The sequence below is a fragment of the Advenella sp. EE-W14 genome (assembly GCF_012923605.1).
GTDB lineage: Bacteria > Pseudomonadota > Gammaproteobacteria > Burkholderiales > Burkholderiaceae_B > Advenella > Advenella alkanexedens.
In genome coordinates, this window is record NZ_JAAVNG010000012.1 from 239,684 (window position 1) to 255,000 (window position 15,317).

The 15,317-nt window shown below is 47.9% G+C and carries 12 protein-coding genes and 4 tRNA genes; 6 read left to right on the forward strand and 10 right to left on the reverse strand.

What is annotated here, in order from left to right; all coding sequences use genetic code 11:
* Positions 1 to 45: 45 nt before the first annotated feature.
* Together cls and HCX92_RS12095 are read left to right on the forward strand one after the other, a co-directional pair.
* The gene (gene cls, locus HCX92_RS12090; protein ID WP_169295216.1) at positions 46 to 1,500 is read left to right on the forward strand and encodes a cardiolipin synthase; all 1,455 of its coding nucleotides are present in this window, start codon (positions 46 to 48) and stop codon (positions 1,498 to 1,500) included.
* A 24-nt stretch (positions 1,501 to 1,524) separates the two neighbouring features.
* A complete protein-coding gene (locus tag HCX92_RS12095) occupies positions 1,525 to 2,727 on the forward strand; it encodes an MFS transporter (protein WP_169295217.1) in 1,203 nt (400 codons plus the stop codon).
* 180 nt (positions 2,728 to 2,907) lie between these two features.
* On the opposite strand, the gene HCX92_RS12100 is transcribed toward HCX92_RS12095, so the two are convergent.
* From HCX92_RS12100 to HCX92_RS12145, 10 genes are all read right to left on the reverse strand, one after another.
* Positions 2,908 to 3,921, reverse strand: coding sequence for a YadA-like family protein (locus HCX92_RS12100; protein ID WP_169295218.1), 1,014 nt, complete (start codon positions 3,919 to 3,921; stop codon positions 2,908 to 2,910).
* The gene (locus HCX92_RS12105) at positions 3,906 to 6,902 is read right to left on the reverse strand and encodes an ESPR-type extended signal peptide-containing protein (RefSeq protein ID WP_169295219.1); all 2,997 of its coding nucleotides are present in this window, start codon (positions 6,900 to 6,902) and stop codon (positions 3,906 to 3,908) included. The genes HCX92_RS12100 and HCX92_RS12105 overlap by 16 nt, the downstream gene beginning before the upstream one ends.
* Before the next feature lie 386 nt (positions 6,903 to 7,288).
* Positions 7,289 to 7,741, reverse strand: a complete 453-nt coding sequence (gene azu, locus HCX92_RS12110; protein ID WP_169295220.1) for an azurin — start codon at positions 7,739 to 7,741, stop codon at positions 7,289 to 7,291.
* Positions 7,742 to 8,088: 347 nt separating this feature from the next.
* Positions 8,089 to 8,173: transfer RNA gene (locus HCX92_RS12115), tRNA-Leu, on the reverse strand.
* Between the two features lie 52 nt (positions 8,174 to 8,225).
* Entirely contained in the window at positions 8,226 to 8,654 is a 429-nt protein-coding gene (gene secG, locus HCX92_RS12120) for a preprotein translocase subunit SecG (protein ID WP_169295221.1), read from the reverse strand.
* Between the two features lie 21 nt (positions 8,655 to 8,675).
* Positions 8,676 to 9,434 carry a triose-phosphate isomerase gene (gene tpiA / locus HCX92_RS12125; protein WP_169295222.1) on the reverse strand — a complete coding sequence of 253 codons (759 nt, stop codon included), beginning with the start codon at positions 9,432 to 9,434 and terminating at the stop codon, positions 8,676 to 8,678.
* Positions 9,435 to 9,515: 81 nt separating this feature from the next.
* Positions 9,516 to 10,499 carry an NAD(P)H-quinone oxidoreductase gene (locus HCX92_RS12130; protein ID WP_169295223.1) on the reverse strand — a complete coding sequence of 328 codons (984 nt, stop codon included), beginning with the start codon at positions 10,497 to 10,499 and terminating at the stop codon, positions 9,516 to 9,518.
* A gap of 202 nt (positions 10,500 to 10,701) precedes the next feature.
* Positions 10,702 to 12,126 carry an aspartate ammonia-lyase gene (locus HCX92_RS12135; RefSeq protein ID WP_169295224.1) on the reverse strand — a complete coding sequence of 475 codons (1,425 nt, stop codon included), beginning with the start codon at positions 12,124 to 12,126 and terminating at the stop codon, positions 10,702 to 10,704.
* Between the two features lie 223 nt (positions 12,127 to 12,349).
* Positions 12,350 to 12,439, reverse strand: a tRNA-Ser gene (locus HCX92_RS12140).
* 11 nt (positions 12,440 to 12,450) lie between these two features.
* Positions 12,451 to 12,538: transfer RNA gene (locus tag HCX92_RS12145), tRNA-Leu, on the reverse strand.
* Between the two features lie 320 nt (positions 12,539 to 12,858).
* On the opposite strand from HCX92_RS12145, the gene HCX92_RS12150 reads away from it, so the two are divergent.
* From HCX92_RS12150 to HCX92_RS12165, 4 genes are all read left to right on the forward strand, one after another.
* A complete protein-coding gene (locus HCX92_RS12150) occupies positions 12,859 to 13,338 on the forward strand; it encodes a hypothetical protein (protein ID WP_169295225.1) in 480 nt (159 codons plus the stop codon).
* Positions 13,339 to 13,374: 36 nt separating this feature from the next.
* Complete coding sequence (locus HCX92_RS12155; protein ID WP_169295226.1) at positions 13,375 to 13,665, forward strand: virulence factor; 291 nt, start codon at positions 13,375 to 13,377, stop codon at positions 13,663 to 13,665.
* A gap of 200 nt (positions 13,666 to 13,865) precedes the next feature.
* Positions 13,866 to 13,942 (forward strand) — tRNA-Pro (locus HCX92_RS12160).
* A 354-nt stretch (positions 13,943 to 14,296) separates the two neighbouring features.
* Entirely contained in the window at positions 14,297 to 15,238 is a 942-nt protein-coding gene (locus HCX92_RS12165) for a tripartite tricarboxylate transporter substrate binding protein BugD (protein ID WP_248290055.1), read from the forward strand.
* Positions 15,239 to 15,317: the final 79 nt, after the last annotated feature.

The window sequence follows — 15,317 nt, forward strand, 5'->3', positions numbered from 1 at the left end:
TACAATAAAGTACATTACTGTTGTTTATTTGTTGGATTTTTATCTATGACCGCTTTGTGGGCTTTTCTGCTTGAATACCAAACACACCTGTTATTTGGAGTAGGTTTACTTGTTGGCTTACTGGCCACCATTCATGCAGCAATGACCAAACGCGATGTAAGGGCAGCCATTGCCTGGGTGGGTGTGGTGATTCTATCGCCATTTTTTGGGGCTTTCTTATATTTCCTGGTAGGTATCAACCGCATCAACCGCAGCAGACGCCTGCAACACAATGAATATTTGCTTCAAGAACAAGTCAACGGCAAACACCAGGTAACCACCAATATTGCCGAGATATCCGGGTCCCAGTTCGAGTCCCTGAAAAAAGCCGGCAACCAGCTAAGCCGCTTTCCCATCTGGAGCAATAACGACATTACCCCGCTGCCGGGAGGAGACGAGGCGTATCCAGCCATGATCGCCGCTATTGACAGCGCCACCAAAACCATCGCCATGCAAAGCTATATTTTTGACAATGACGTAATTGGCAAACGCATTGTACAGGCCCTGGTGCGAGCCCACCAAAGAGGCGTCACCGTCAAGGTCTTGATTGATGCCATTGGCGCCAAATACTCCAGGCCATCCATTATTAGTCTGTTCAAAAACACCGGCATTGATGTCGCCCTGTTTGAGGCACATTTCTTTACCTTCAAAATGCCCTATTCCAACTTGCGCTGTCACCGCAAGATCCTGGTCATAGACGGCCAGCTTGCCTTTAGCGGCGGCATGAACATCAGAGAAAGCTTCACCTCTGAAATATGCCAGGGCGCCCCCATGAAAGACGTTCATTTTCAAATACGGGGCCCGCTGGTCTTTCAGCTGTTACTGGTGTTTTTTCATGACTGGTCATTTACCACCCAGGAAAAACTCAAACCCGACCTCTGGATACTTACCCCTGAAACCCTGCCCGAATCGAACATTGCCGCCCGCTGCATCACTTCAGGACCCGATAACGACATTACCAGCACCCATCGACTCATCCAGGCGGCCTGTGCAGTGGCACAAAAACATATTCGCATCCAGTCCCCTTACTTCCTTCCTGACCAGGTCTTGCTGGGCGCCCTGAATACAGCCGCACGCAGAGGCATTCGGGTTGATATATTAATTCCGGGTAACAACAACCTGTACCTGGTTAACTGCGCCATGATGGCCCAGCTCGACCAGGTACTGGACGCGGGTTGCCATGTCTGGCGCAGCAACGGCCCTTTTGACCATTCCAAGCTATTCACGGTAGATGATGGCTGGGCCCTGGTGGGCTCCTCAAACTGGGATGCCCGCAGCCTGCGCCTGAATTTTGAAGTGGATATCGAAGTGTATGACCGGCCCTTCAGCACCCGCATTGGCCAACACATAGACAGGGAGATTGAAAAGGCTATCCCTATAACCCGGGAAACGTTAAAATCAATGAGCTTTATCAAACAGCTCAGAAACAAAATCATCTGGCTGGCCTCCCCCTACCTTTAAATTGAAAATAAAATATCAATAAAAATGAGCACAATCGCTGACAACAAAAAAGCCTGGCTGGTACTTGTACTGACAATTACCATCCAGTCCCTGGGTTCTATGGTTTTGCTGATTCCGCCAGTTTTAATTCCGGTCCTCAGCACCGATCTCGATATTTCCACCAGTAACCTGGGCCTGTATATTGCCTGCGCTTACCTGACCGCCATGACCATGAGCGTTTGTACCGGCATGCTGCTCACCATAACCGGCCCCATCCGCTTAAGCATACTGTGCATTGCCTCTTGTGCCATCGGGATGCTGCTTTTCCTGCTGCTCCCCTCCTTACCCACCCTGCTGCTGATGGGCGCTTTTATTGGTGCCGGCTATGGACCCATTACACCATGCAGCTCGCAAATCCTAATTAAAAACACCCCCAAACACCGGCTTAACCTGATTTTTTCCATCAAGCAAACCGGGGTGCCTTTAGGGGGTGTCCTGGCGGCCTTATTGATACCGGCCCTGCTGGAAGTGATGAGCTGGCATTCAGCCATGCTGGTTATTTTGCTGGCACTCATCGTGTTTGTGTGCATTGCCCTGTTTACCCCCAAAGACTGGGAGCCTGAAAATACGGTGATGACCACTTCCTTCAAGACCGAATTCATCAATGCCCTGAAAACCGTTTTTCGTACTCCCGCTTTACGCACGCTGGCCCTGTCTTCATTTTGCTTTTCCATCTGTCAGCTCACCTTAATGACTTATGCCATTACTTTCCTGAATAAAGAGCTGGGTTTTGCGCTGGTCATTGCCGGCATGCTGCTGTCCTTTTCACAGGTATCCAGCGTCATTGGCCGGATTTTCTGGGGCTGGCTGGCCGACCGTTTCTTTTCTCCGTGGAGCATGCTGGTCTTCCTTGCCCTGGGCATGATTACCGCTTCATTGGCAGTCTACTCCATTACCCCCGATACCAGCACCTTGTTCATTGCCCTGTTTTTTATTTTATACGGTGCCATGGGTATTGGCTGGAATGGCGTTTACCTGACCGAAGTGGCCCGCAAATCACCCGAAGGCAAATCGGGCTCCATCACGGGCGTTACACTTTCCATGACATACCTGGGCGTAGTAGTTGGCCCACCACTAATTGGCCTGATCTCTGAATCCATGGGCAGTTACGCCTATGGCTTTTTATTCCTGCTGATACCGCTTGGCATTGCGCTGTTATTGTTATTGGGTACGCGCAAGGCGTTTTAGGGAAAAACGCGCCAAACCCGCCCTATTTTTTAATCGACAACATTTATCCCAAGCGGAAAAAAACCGGTTCATACTTGAAAAACGCATGAACCGGTTTTTGTTACGGGCTTGCATATTAACAGCAAGCCCTTGGGCATTCCTGGCAAGCCGGATTAAACCACACCCGGCCTTACCAAAGGTTTACCACAAGTAGGTAACGCTGGCACCGCCACCGGCACCGCCACGGCCTGAACCGCTAACCGCACCTTTAAGCAGCCACTTTCCGTTCTCGGAGACGGTAGAAAGACCCACCGCATAGCCGGCCTCACCACGCCATGTACCGCCACCGACTGAGAACGCGCTTTGACCCGGCTGATAAGCCTGACCAAGCGTTGCGACCGCAGTCGCTGCTGCCGCACCGGCATCGGCACGTTTTTCGGCACGACGGATATCACCCTTCAAGGAATTGGTGGCGCCAGCAATCATCTCCTGGGCCTGCTGGACGTTAACGGCATCGGTCGGGCCTTTACCAGCCGCCACCCCACTAATTACACGAGCCTCACCGTTGCTGTTGGCAAAGTTGACTTCCGTACCATCGGTATTGCCACCTACGGAAATAACCCGGCTGCCTGGGTCCTGACGCACCAAACCAACTGACGTGTTGTTATTGATTTGATCCTGCAAACTGGCGACTGAGGTATTCAGACTTGTCAAGGCACCGCCGACATTATCAAAGGTTACCGCTTTTTTGCTGCCATCCTGCTGAATTTCCTGCAGTGCATAAAGCGGATTAACGAATGTGCCATCATCATTGGCTTTTGCTCCACCACCCAACGCACTGGCTGTAAATTGACTGCTGGCTTTCACCTGCTGATTGGTCGCATGCAATTGCTTGCCTGTTACGGCATCTGAACTGGTGGCGGAAAGCTCACCATCAGCAATACCCGTCAGTTTTCTGACTCCGGCAGTACCGGTAAAGTCAACAGACGAACCCGCAACTTCGCTACCTACGGTAATCTTGTCTGCCGCTGAATCAAACTTGACAATACCCGCGGCGCCATTTTTAATATCGGTAATGTCGCCTTCAATCGTAGTAACACGACCGTCCAGATTGGTGATATCACCTTTAATGTTAGTGATATCACCCTCAATCGTGGTAATACGGTTTGTATTGGAAGTAACACGACCGTCCAGGTTAGTCAGCGCACCACCCACATTATCAAATGAGGCACCACCGATGTCATAGACTGGTCCTGTAACGACGCCATTCGTATCAATCGATGCCCCCCCCCCAAAGCTGTCAGCGCATCGGCAACCGCAACATTAGTGGTATTCAATTGATCGCCCGTTACAGCCTCGGAACTGCCTGCCGCCACGTTGCCATTGGCAATACCTGTCAGCTTGCGTACGCCAGCAGTACCGGCAAAATTGACCTCTGTTCCATCAGTGTCACCACCTACCGTAATAACGCGTGTGGTGGCGTTCTGCTTAACAATACCTAGCGTACCATTTGTAATATTGGTGATATCTGTCTGTATATTAGATATATCACCTTTAATCGTCGTGATTTCTGTTGTATTGGAAGCAACACGACCATCAAGATTGGTCAGCGCATCTTCCACACCGGTAACGGTAACTTTGGTTCCACTATCGGTACCATCATCAAGCTCGTACTCTGGTGCGCTCACAGCACCGGTTGTCGGGTCTACCGTTGAACCACCGCCCAATGCATCGGCCACAGATTTGCTGCTGGTAAACAGCTGGTCACCGGTTATGGCATCGGTGCTGCCTGCCGCTACGCTGCCATTGGCAACACCGGTCAGTTTGCGTACGCCATCCGTACCGGTAAAGTCAACAATCGTACCACCTGTCGCCACACCCACCGTAATCGGTGCTGTGCCATTCGCCTGTTGAACCAAACCGGAAGTACCATTCATCAGGTTGGTGATATTAGTGGTATTGCTATCAACACGAGTGTCCAGATTCAGTAACGCATCACCCACACTAGTCTGGGTACCTGCAATGAAATCATAGCCGACGTTGGTCAGGTTACCATCAACATCAACCACCGCATTGCCACCCAATGCAGCAGCCAGGTCAGAAGTGGAACGATACAGCTGGGCCCCATTAATGGCTTCGGTACTGCTTGCACTTACCTCACCATCCTTAAGATTGCTAATGGTTGTGCCACCCGCACCCGCCAGATTAATGGCAGTTTTAGTTGCATCAGTATAGGTTACGGCATTGGCCGTCAAATCACCCAAATCGTTGGTAATATCGGTAATATCGCCTTCTATATTGGTAATACGGCCTGTATTGGACGTTACACGACCATCCAGGTTGCCCAGGGCACCGCCTACGTTATCGAAGCTTGTTGTCACGCCCGTGTTGGTGCCATCATCCAGCACATATGAAGGGGCGGTCACAGTACCGCTGACAGGATCCACCTGTGCACCACCCCCTAGGGCGGCCAGGGTTGAATCAAGATTTGCATTGGTCGCAGCCAGCTCAGTATTGGTGTTAAACAACTGGTTACCGGTTACGGCATCGGTACTGGTTGCAGACAGCTCACCATCTTTCAATCCAGTCAACGTACGCACGCCATCTGTACCGGTAAAGTCAACAACCGTACCGTCAGTTTCACTGCCTACCGTAATGTTGCGTGTGGTGGCATCCTGCTTAACAATACCGGTCTCACCATTAATGATGGAGGTAATATCGCCCTCAATATTGGTAATGCTTGTTTCATTGGCAGCCACACGACCAGCCAGATTACCCAGTGCACCACCCACATTATCAAATGCCGGCAAGGTTGCATCAACGGCATAGCTCGGCGCTGAGATGGTGCCATCGGCATTGACCGCTGCACCACCACCTAAAGCAGTTGCAATAGACTGGTTACCCGCATAAAGCTGAGCCCCATTAATGGCGTCGCTGCTGGTTGCATTCACGGCACCGGCTTGCACATTGGTAATGGTTGTCCCGGTTGCACCACCCAAGGTAACCATGGACTTGTCAGCGCCATCATACTGGACCGCATTATCACTTAATGTGGCAATACTCTGATTGGTTGCATTCAATTGCTTGCCGGTGACCGCATCGGTACTGGTTGCAGACAGCTCACCGTCAGCAATTCCCGTCAATTTACGAGTTTGTGCTGCTATGTTAGTAAAATCTACCACGGTACCCGCGCTATCCTTACCTACCGTAATGGGCGCCAGATTATCAGCCTGCTGAACCAAACCCAGACCTGTTGAGATGGCTAATTGATGTAATTGACCACCGTTAATGGCATCGGTGCTGCCAGCAGCAACAGTACCATCAGCCACGTTAGTGATTTTACGCTCATTTCCAACAGAACCTACAGAAACGGTATTGGCGACTGTGGCAACGGAACCATTGCCCAGCGCTACCGAGTTCGTCGCATTGGCTTGGGCTCCGGCACCAAGGGCTGTTGAGCCTTCGCCTGTGGCTTGTGCGCCAGTACCAAGGGCTGTTGCATTTAAATTGGAAGACAAGGCATCAGCGCCCACTGCAACAGAACCTTCTCCATACGCTTTTGCCGCCTCCCCAAAAGCGATTGCTTTTGATTGAGTGGCTTCAGAATAATTACCAAATGCGATTGAAGTGAAATCTGCTGCTGATGACACAGCGGCAGCACCGGCAGCATCAGAGCCCAAACCGGATATTTTGTTACCGCCGATGGCGATACCGGCTGGGTCAGTTAAATTTAAGGAGTCGGCTGTAAGATTACAATCATCATTTGGAGCAACCACCTGGCCATTCTCATTTAGCACATCAAGTCTGATGGGATCGCCATTAGCGGCACTTGCAAGAATCCCAGTCAGATCAAGCGAAAGAGGCCCCGGAACAATAGCCGACACCAGCGGCAAGGCTCCTAAAATAGTTGAAATAGGGCCTAGCAACCCATTTACAGTGGTTTCTATAGGAGTAACAACAGGAACCAGCACCTCACCCACAATGTCAGTAACCACACTTCGTGGCAAACTGACGCCTGCACAAGCACTTACCAACTGCGCCTGCGCAGACCCCATCGCTCCAAACCCCAAAGCGGCAGACAACGCTGTTGCAGCCAGTACTTTATTTCCTTTTTTGCCCTTGTTTTTTGTGTTTTCAGAAACCGCTACATAGGTTCCTGTTTGTTCATTAAAAATGCTTTTGTAAATCCTGTTCATCCTCAAATCCTTTTTAATACCAGACAGATACGAGTCTTCGCTGCCTTAGCTGACCATTCCCATCAATCATATAAAAAAAAATGAAGGACTTGCATTAAATTACTTTTATGGCTATTCCTGATGTTTTGTAAAATAAAAAAAACTCATTACAAATCAATTAGTTACGAATTTTTCTAATTTTAATGATAATCATTGACTTTTCATTTCCTTACAATAATGATTGATTACTGTCTTATATAAACAACTCCTTGAATCTTAAATTTTTCTTTTGGTGAATTATCAAAATAAAAAGCCTGAATTTCAATATTGAAATTCAGGCTTTGACCATTTCCAAAAAGCCCCGCTTTCCCGGCAGGACTTTTAAAGATCATTGATTGGGCTAGAAATTAGTCAACCAGTTTAACGTCACCTTTCATAATGGCAGAATGGCCAGGGAAAGAGCAGAAAAAGGTGTAATCGGTATCAGCCACCAGATCTTTCACAGGGAAAGTAACGCTTGTGGATTCACCGCCACCAATCAGTTTGGTGTGGGCTACAATACGCTCATCGCCTTCTTTGACATAATCTTTGGCCGCACCCGCTGCAATGCCGTCGGTAGCAACCGCTTGCATGTCTTCAGTTTTGGTAATAACAACGTTATGACCCATGGCAGCCGCAGGCAATTTACCTACGTGCTTCATGTTAATGGTAAATTCTTCGCATGTTTTACTAATGGAAATTTCTTTCGTGTTGAATTGCATGGCATCGTTCGATTCGATGTCTACAACACACTCGGCTGCCAATACAGGGGTTGCAGCAACAGACAGAACAGCAGCAAGCGCCAATTTTTTGAAAGACATATATTTCTCCTGTGAATAAAACTTTTATACTTTCGTATCATACGATAAGTAATAAGCTAATGTTCAATATTAAACACTATTTTTGATTAATAGTTGAGTAAAATAGTAATAATTTTTGATAAAAATCAAGGGAATACCCTAGGATTTTTTAGCATGAGTGTAGATTGGTACTATACTGGCCGGTTGCGAATTATTTATTAACAACTCAAACAAATTGCATTAGTTAGATCAATCTTAGTTAGATCAATCTTAGCTCGATCCATCAAAAATAGATTCCGCCTAAAACAAAAAACCCTCACTCTTAAGAGTAAGGGTTTGCATTTTTGCTGATTCAGTTTTAAACCGAATGGTGCTCATGGCGAGACTCGAACTCGCACAGCTTTCGCCACTACCCCCTCAAGATAGCGTGTCTACCAATTCCACCACATGAGCATAAAACGTGTTCTGGAAAGCATTAAATTATAACGCATTTTCCAGAAAATTGTTATTGTTGCGTACTTTCTGCTGTTTTTTCAGACTCCGGCACCAATTCTGTTGGTGTTTCTACAACAGTTTCAGCGGGGGCAGCCGGAACTGCAATATCAGCAGCAGGAGCCACTGGCAAGGCAGGATTCTGTGGTTGAAAACCTTCCATTAAACCACTGCTTGTTTGACTTGTCGCTGAATCGGGCGATGAATTGCCCAAATAAGCAAGACCTGCGGTGGCCGCAAAAAACAGCACAGCCACCCATTTGGTTAAGCGCGAAAAAAAGTTTGCCGCACCGGTGGCCCCAAACAAACTGCCTGCGGAACCACTTCCAAAGGAAGAGCCCATATCGGCGCCTTTGCCCTGCTGCAGCAACACGAGCACAATGACGCTTAACGCAGCAATCACCTGTACTACGGTTAGCAATGGATATAAATATGAAGGCATAAAAGTAAAACTCCAAAAATATTAAGCAGTAGCAATATTCAAAAATTCTTCGGCAACCAAGGCGGCACCACCCACCAATGCACCATCAATGTCGCTCATGGCAAACAGACTGGCCGCATTGGCAGCCTTGACACTGCCACCATACAGAACCTGGACATTTCCGGCACCCACCGTGTTTAACTGGGCACGGATATAAGCATGCACTTCCTGAGCCTGCTCAGGTGAAGCGGTAAGACCGGTACCAATTGCCCAGACCGGCTCATAGGCAATAACCATTTTATTGACCGCCTGCTCACCCAGAGCAAGCACCGGAGCCAGCTGCGCCTGAATGACCGCCAGGGTTTTTTCCTGTTCACGATCCTGCAGGGTTTCACCCACACAAACCACAGGTGTAATATTGTGAGCCAAGGCAGCCTGCGCTTTCAAGGCCACCTGTTCGCTGGTTTCCCCATGCAGGGCACGACGCTCGGAATGACCCACCAGTACCCAGGTACAATTGAAGTCATTCAGCATGGTCGCAGACACTTCACCGGTAAATGCACCGGACTCCTGCAGGCTGACATCTTGTGCACCCCAGGATACCGGGCTATCGGCCAATGCCTGCGATACCTGCCCCAGATAGGGAAAAGAAGGACAAACAGCAATTGTACAGTTAACAGGCGCTGTGGCATTTTCCACACCTTCACGAATGCCTTTCAAAAGCACTTCATTGGCAGCCAGGCTGCCATTCATTTTCCAGTTCCCAATAACCAGTCGCTGACGCGTTTTTGCTGTTGTCATAGTTAAGTCCGGCTTGTGTAAATATATACGGGTTAAATTTAATTAACCCAGTATTCTAACCCGTATATGGCCGATTTGTCTTTAATTTTCAAAAGTCAAAATAATTTTACCAATCTGCTCCCCCGCATCCATCATCGTGTGCGCCTCTACGACTTTTTCGAAGGGAAAGGTGGCATGAATAACGGGCTTGATTTTGCCTGCTTCAAGCAATGGCCATACATGTTTTTGCAAAGACCGGGCAATTTCTGTTTTAAACGCAGGCGAACGTGGTCGCAGGGTTGAACCGGTAATGGTAAGGCGACGACGCATTAACTGATTGGTATCAATCGTTGCCTTGCTGCCCCCCAATTGGGCAATAATCACAATGCGGCCGTCATCGGCCAGACTATTGATATTGCGATTGACATATTCACCAGACACCATATCCAGAATGACGTTAACACCCTTGCCGTTGGTAAGGGCTTTGATTTCCTCAACAAAATCCTGGGTTTTATAGTTAATACCCTTGTTGGCACCCAATGCCTCAACCGCCTTGACACGTTCATCGCTACCCACGGTCGCATAAACGGTATTGCCAAAAGCTCGCGCCAATTGAATCGCGGTTGTACCGATACCGCTGGCACCACCATGCACCAGCAAGGCTTCATCTTTAGCCAGGGCACCGCGATCAAACACGTTGGTCCAGACCGTAAAGTACGTTTCGGGCAAACCGGCCGCTTCTATATCGCTTAAACCCTTGGGAATAGGCAGACAGTTGCCAGCAGGGGCCGCACAGTATTCGGCATAACCACCACCAGGCGTAAGGGCACACACCCTGTCACCAATTTTAAGATCAGTTCCGGAAACATCGCCTTCCACAATAACACCCGCCACTTCCAGGCCGGGCAAATCAGAAGCATCCGCCGGTGGAGGATAAGAACCTTTGCGCTGGAACACATCCGGGCGATTAATGCCTGCGGCACTTACTTTAATCAAAACCTCACCGGCTTTTAGCACCGGTTTCTCACGTTCCACCACAGTCAGTACTTCGGGCCCACCCGGCTGTGAGATTTCAATTGCTTTCATTGTCTTCTTCCTTTTTATATAAGATCAGGGTAATCAAGCGCTCTATTCTAGCAGGCTCAGGCAGACACAAGGTGTTTGGACAAGACTTTAGGCACACACCAAATCCCCAAAAAATGCACAGACCATAAAAAACACGATGAACATTAAAAAGGGAGCTGTGATCAGCCCCCTCCTTGATGATGCCTTATGAATTGACCAGCATTTAGACTGAAACGCTTTCCAGTCGTGGCGCAATCATATTTTCAGGACGCAAAATATCGGCCAGTACCTTTTCATCAAGCAGGTTTTCCTCTTTGACCAACTCAAGCACACCACGTCCTGTTTCCAGCGCTTTTTTAGCAATGCGCGTTGAGTTTGCATAGCCAATAAACGGATTCAGGGCAGTTACCAGGCCAATTGAATTTTCGGCCAAAGCACTGCAATGTGCCTCATTGGCAGTAATACCATCAATACACAATTCCCGCAGCATATCCATCGCGCGCGACAACAGGCCAATGGAGTCAAACATCTTGTAAGCAATCAGGGGCTCCATCACGTTCAACTGAAGTTGTCCGGCTTCGGAGGCCATGGTGACGGCAACATCATTACCGATAATTTCGAAAGCAATCTGATTGACCGCTTCTGGAATGACCGGATTCACCTTGCCGGGCATGATGGAACTGCCTGGTTGACGGGCGGGCAGATTGATTTCATTAATACCAGTGCGAGGACCACTGGAAAGCAAACGCAAGTCATTACAGATTTTGGACAGTTTGACTGCAGTGCGCTTAAGCATGCCAGACAGCAGCACAAAGTCACCCATATCGTAAGTGGCTGCCACCAGATCAAAAGACGACTTCATGGGCTGACCGCTGATTTCAGCCAATTGCTTAACCACCAACTGCTGGTAACGGGGATCGGTATTAATGCCTGTACCAATGGCGGTACCACCCAAATTAACCGCTGTTAACAAATTGGCCGCCACTGAGCGCAACAAGGGCAGATCATCCGCCAAAGTGGAAGCGAAAGCCTTGAATTCCTGTCCCAGTGTCATGGGAACCGCATCCTGAAGCTGGGTCCTGCCCATTTTAAGGATATGCTCGAATTCATTGGCCTTGGCAACAAATGAGGCTGCGAGCTTATCGAGACTGACCAACAAAGACTCATGACTGAACAACAAACCGAGACGAATGGCGGTTGGGTAAGTGTCATTGGTGGATTGAGACATGTTCACGTCATTATTGGGATCCAGATACTGGTACTCACCCTTGGCATGATTCATTGACTCAAGACCGATATTGGCAATCACTTCATTGGCATTCATATTGGTGGAAGTACCTGCTCCACCCTGGATCATATCCACCACAAACTGGTCATGAAACTCGCCCGCGACAATTCGTTGACAGGCTTTTTTGATAGCCTCGCATTTTTCCCCGGAAAGATAACCCAGTTCGCAATTGGCTTGCGCGGTTGCCTGTTTAACCATGGCAAAGGCATTGATGAAATCAGGATAGTGAGACAATGGAATACCGGAAAGCTTGAAGTTTTCAATTGCTCTTAATGTTTGGACACCATAATAAACATCATCAGGAACCTCTTTCGTTCCCAATAAATCTTTCTCTATACGGTACGACTTATTAGTTGACATATTAAATAGAAATACACAAAAAACGACTTACGTCGCGTTAATAAAAAAAAAGAAGATGGTCCATACTAACAAATTTGATACTGCACGGACACCCAAACACAAAAAACGCTCCCCCTCCTGACGGGCAATCTTTGTATTGACCTGCTTACATCTACATTGCATCTCTGCTTGCAAAAAGCAATAAAAAACCCCGGACCATTGCTGAATCCGGGGTTTTGCATACTGGCGGAAGCTGTGAGATTCGAACTCACGGAGGGCGCAAACCCTCGCCGGTTTTCAAGACCGGTGCATTCAACCGCTCTGCCAAGCTTCCTTTTTTCTCTCTGGTGCACTCGGCCGGAATCGAACCGGCACGGGCGCAATGCCCGAGAGATTTTAAGTCTCTTGTGTCTACCTATTTCACCACGAGTGCGACACACTTAAGAAAGAAGAAATATAGCATGACAATTTAAACCCTGTCTATACAGTACGATTAAAATCATATTTTCCTGTGAAAATCATGACATTTTTACAACAACATTAAAAACACCCTATAAAATCCGTTACAAAACCATTGAAACACAAACAATAAAGCCCTTTTTATTTCAATCGGTTCCAAATAGACCGATTTTTAATGATTACTTTCATTTGGGTGGCCTTAAGAAACAAATTCGAAATGGGCATTGCCTGATAATGAGTTTATAGTGCTGTACGGTAAAGTTTCAGCTCACTTACCTTTGCGTGAGGTTCAACATGAAAAAAATTCTTGCGGTATTGGCTCTGACCATTGGCCTTGCCGGCTGCGTTATTGATGATGGCTATGGTTATTATGATGATTACTATAGCCCGGGGTACAGCAACGGGTACGGGTATGGTTACGCCAACTCTTACACCACGGTCAATAACTACCGCTATTATGACAATAACCGCCGTCGCTGGGTAACGCGCAACCATGCTGATCAGAAACGATACTGGGACAATAATCGGAAACACACCGATCGCAATAACTGGAATCGCAGACCCGATCGTGACCGCCACGATGCAAAACCAAACACACCTTCCCGTGAATGGAGAAAAAACAGCAACCAAAACAATCGCCGCATTGAACAACACCAGAACACCAGTCGCCGCCCCGATTTCAACAGGATTGAGAGGTCGCGCTTACTCCCACCAGCTGAAAGAAACTTTGAAAATCGCTCTGAGTCGCGTCGCCGGGACAACAACAGTCGCTAACAATAAAGCCAAATTCCAATACTGACAGGAGTATCCATGAAAAAACTATTACTGCCCTTTTTTGCTGCTGCCACTTTAGGCATGGGAACAGCTGCCAATGCACAAATTAATGTTGACATTGGAATAGGATTACCTGGAGTCGTTGTAGAAAGGCCGCATCGCCATTACGCTCCCCCACCGGTAGTTTATGTAGAACGCCCCCGCCATATCCGTCCAAGATCTGTTTATTATTACGATGATCACCCAAGACACAGCCGCAAATACCACAAGAAACACTTCAAAAAACACGGACACCCACACCACAGGCATTACCGTGGCAGGGATTAATGCCTGGCATTAGCCCGTTAGTACCATGGCTATTAACGGGTCTGTTCACCTCCCCCATGGACGGGGAAAGCAAGTCCGCTGATCTGTCCTCATGTTGTTTTTTTACATTTTTTATAACATTTTCATTTCATGACTTGCAAAAATAGATATTTTTATGTCATAATTCTTTCTTCGCTGCTTAACACAGTAAAGAAACAAGTCGGGGCATAGCGCAGCCTGGTAGCGCATCTGGTTTGGGACCAGAGGGTCGTAGGTTCGAATCCTACTGTCCCGACCATAAATTCCCAAGAATATCAAAAATCAGCCGCTTGACAGTTATTGAACTGAAGCGGATTTTTTGCGTCCAGTCCTTCAGTCCATTTACTCTGTTGCCTGACACCCACACGCATTCTGATATATATCAAATTGTTTTTAGAATAAAAATCCCCAATCCTTTTTCTTCCCTTAAACATATATACATTTATTTACCAAAGAAATAAACTTAAACACGTTAAGCGATTGCGCAATCTGCATGTGCTTTTGCCTGTATAAAAATAAAAATCCAAAAACACACGATTTATTTTTATTTTCTACTTCAAGGATAGTAACAATGTTGCATTTAAAGAAAACCGTGCTGGCCGCTGGTCTTGCAATGGGTTTTCTGGGCTTTAATACCCAGGCAGAAGAAAGCAAATACCCTGAACGACCCGTCAATATGGTCATCCCTTTTACAGCGGGCGGCCCTACCGATAATGTCGCGCGCTCTTTGGCTGAAGCCATGCGTACCCAGCTTGGGGAAACGGTTGTTGTTGAAAACAAGGCTGGCGCAGGTGGCACCATCGGCACAACTCATGTCGCCCACCAAAAGCCAAACGGTTACAATATTTTGCTCATGCATATCGGGTTTTCAACCGCCCCATCCCTATATAAAAACCTGGGTTACGATCCCGTCAAAAGCTTTGAGCCCATTGGCATGATTGTCGATGTCCCCATGACCATTATTGCCCGCGAAGATTTTCCGGCCAATAACATGAAAGAACTGGTTGAATATGTCAAGGCACACAAAGACGAAGTTACCCTGGCCAATGCCGGTGTTGGTGCTGCCAGCCATCTATGTGGCACCATGTTGATGTCTGCCCTTGATGTAGACCTGCTAACCATTCCCTATAAAGGCGCTGCCCCAGCCATGAACGATCTGCTGGGCAAACAGGTAGACTTGCTGTGTGACCAAACCACCAACACATCACAACAAATCCTGGGCAAAAAAGTTAAAGCTTATGCCATTACCAGTGCAGAACGCTCTCCTACCCTGCCCGATCTGCCAACCATGCAGGAAGAAGGCTTCAAGGATTTTCAGGTAGGTATCTGGCACGCATTGTGGGCACCGGCCGGTACTCCCAAGCCTGTCCTGGAAAAGCTTGAATCAGCACTGGCTGGTGCTTTAAAAGATCCAAAATTCAAGGAACGCATGGACCAGCTGGGTGCCACCGTACTTGAAAACGATGCCCATCCAGCCGCTTTACAAGCCAAGGTTGAGCAACAAATCCCGGTATGGGCGGAGCTGTTTAAAAAAGCAGGCGTTGAACCACAATAAGCCTGTTAACCGTATTTTTTCAGCCGCTTTTATCACAGGCATGAAAACCAAATAAACATTATGCAGTCACGTAACCGGA

Coding starts and splice junctions, on each gene's coding strand:
- azu (WP_169295220.1), bottom strand. CDS start 7,741: ATGTCTTTCAAAAAATTGGCGCTTGCTGCTGTTCTGTCTGTTGCTGCA.
- HCX92_RS12155 (WP_169295226.1), top strand. CDS start 13,375: ATGAAAAAACTATTACTGCCCTTTTTTGCTGCTGCCACTTTAGGCATG.
- HCX92_RS12130 (WP_169295223.1), bottom strand. CDS start 10,499: ATGAAAGCAATTGAAATCTCACAGCCGGGTGGGCCCGAAGTACTGACT.
- HCX92_RS12105 (WP_169295219.1), bottom strand. CDS start 6,902: ATGAACAGGATTTACAAAAGCATTTTTAATGAACAAACAGGAACCTAT.
- secG (WP_169295221.1), bottom strand. CDS start 8,654: ATGCCTTCATATTTATATCCATTGCTAACCGTAGTACAGGTGATTGCT.
- tpiA (WP_169295222.1), bottom strand. CDS start 9,434: ATGACAACAGCAAAAACGCGTCAGCGACTGGTTATTGGGAACTGGAAA.
- cls (WP_169295216.1), top strand. CDS start 46: ATGACCGCTTTGTGGGCTTTTCTGCTTGAATACCAAACACACCTGTTA.
- HCX92_RS12135 (WP_169295224.1), bottom strand. CDS start 12,126: ATGTCAACTAATAAGTCGTACCGTATAGAGAAAGATTTATTGGGAACG.
- HCX92_RS12095 (WP_169295217.1), top strand. CDS start 1,525: ATGAGCACAATCGCTGACAACAAAAAAGCCTGGCTGGTACTTGTACTG.
- HCX92_RS12150 (WP_169295225.1), top strand. CDS start 12,859: ATGAAAAAAATTCTTGCGGTATTGGCTCTGACCATTGGCCTTGCCGGC.
- HCX92_RS12165 (WP_248290055.1), top strand. CDS start 14,297: ATGGGTTTTCTGGGCTTTAATACCCAGGCAGAAGAAAGCAAATACCCT.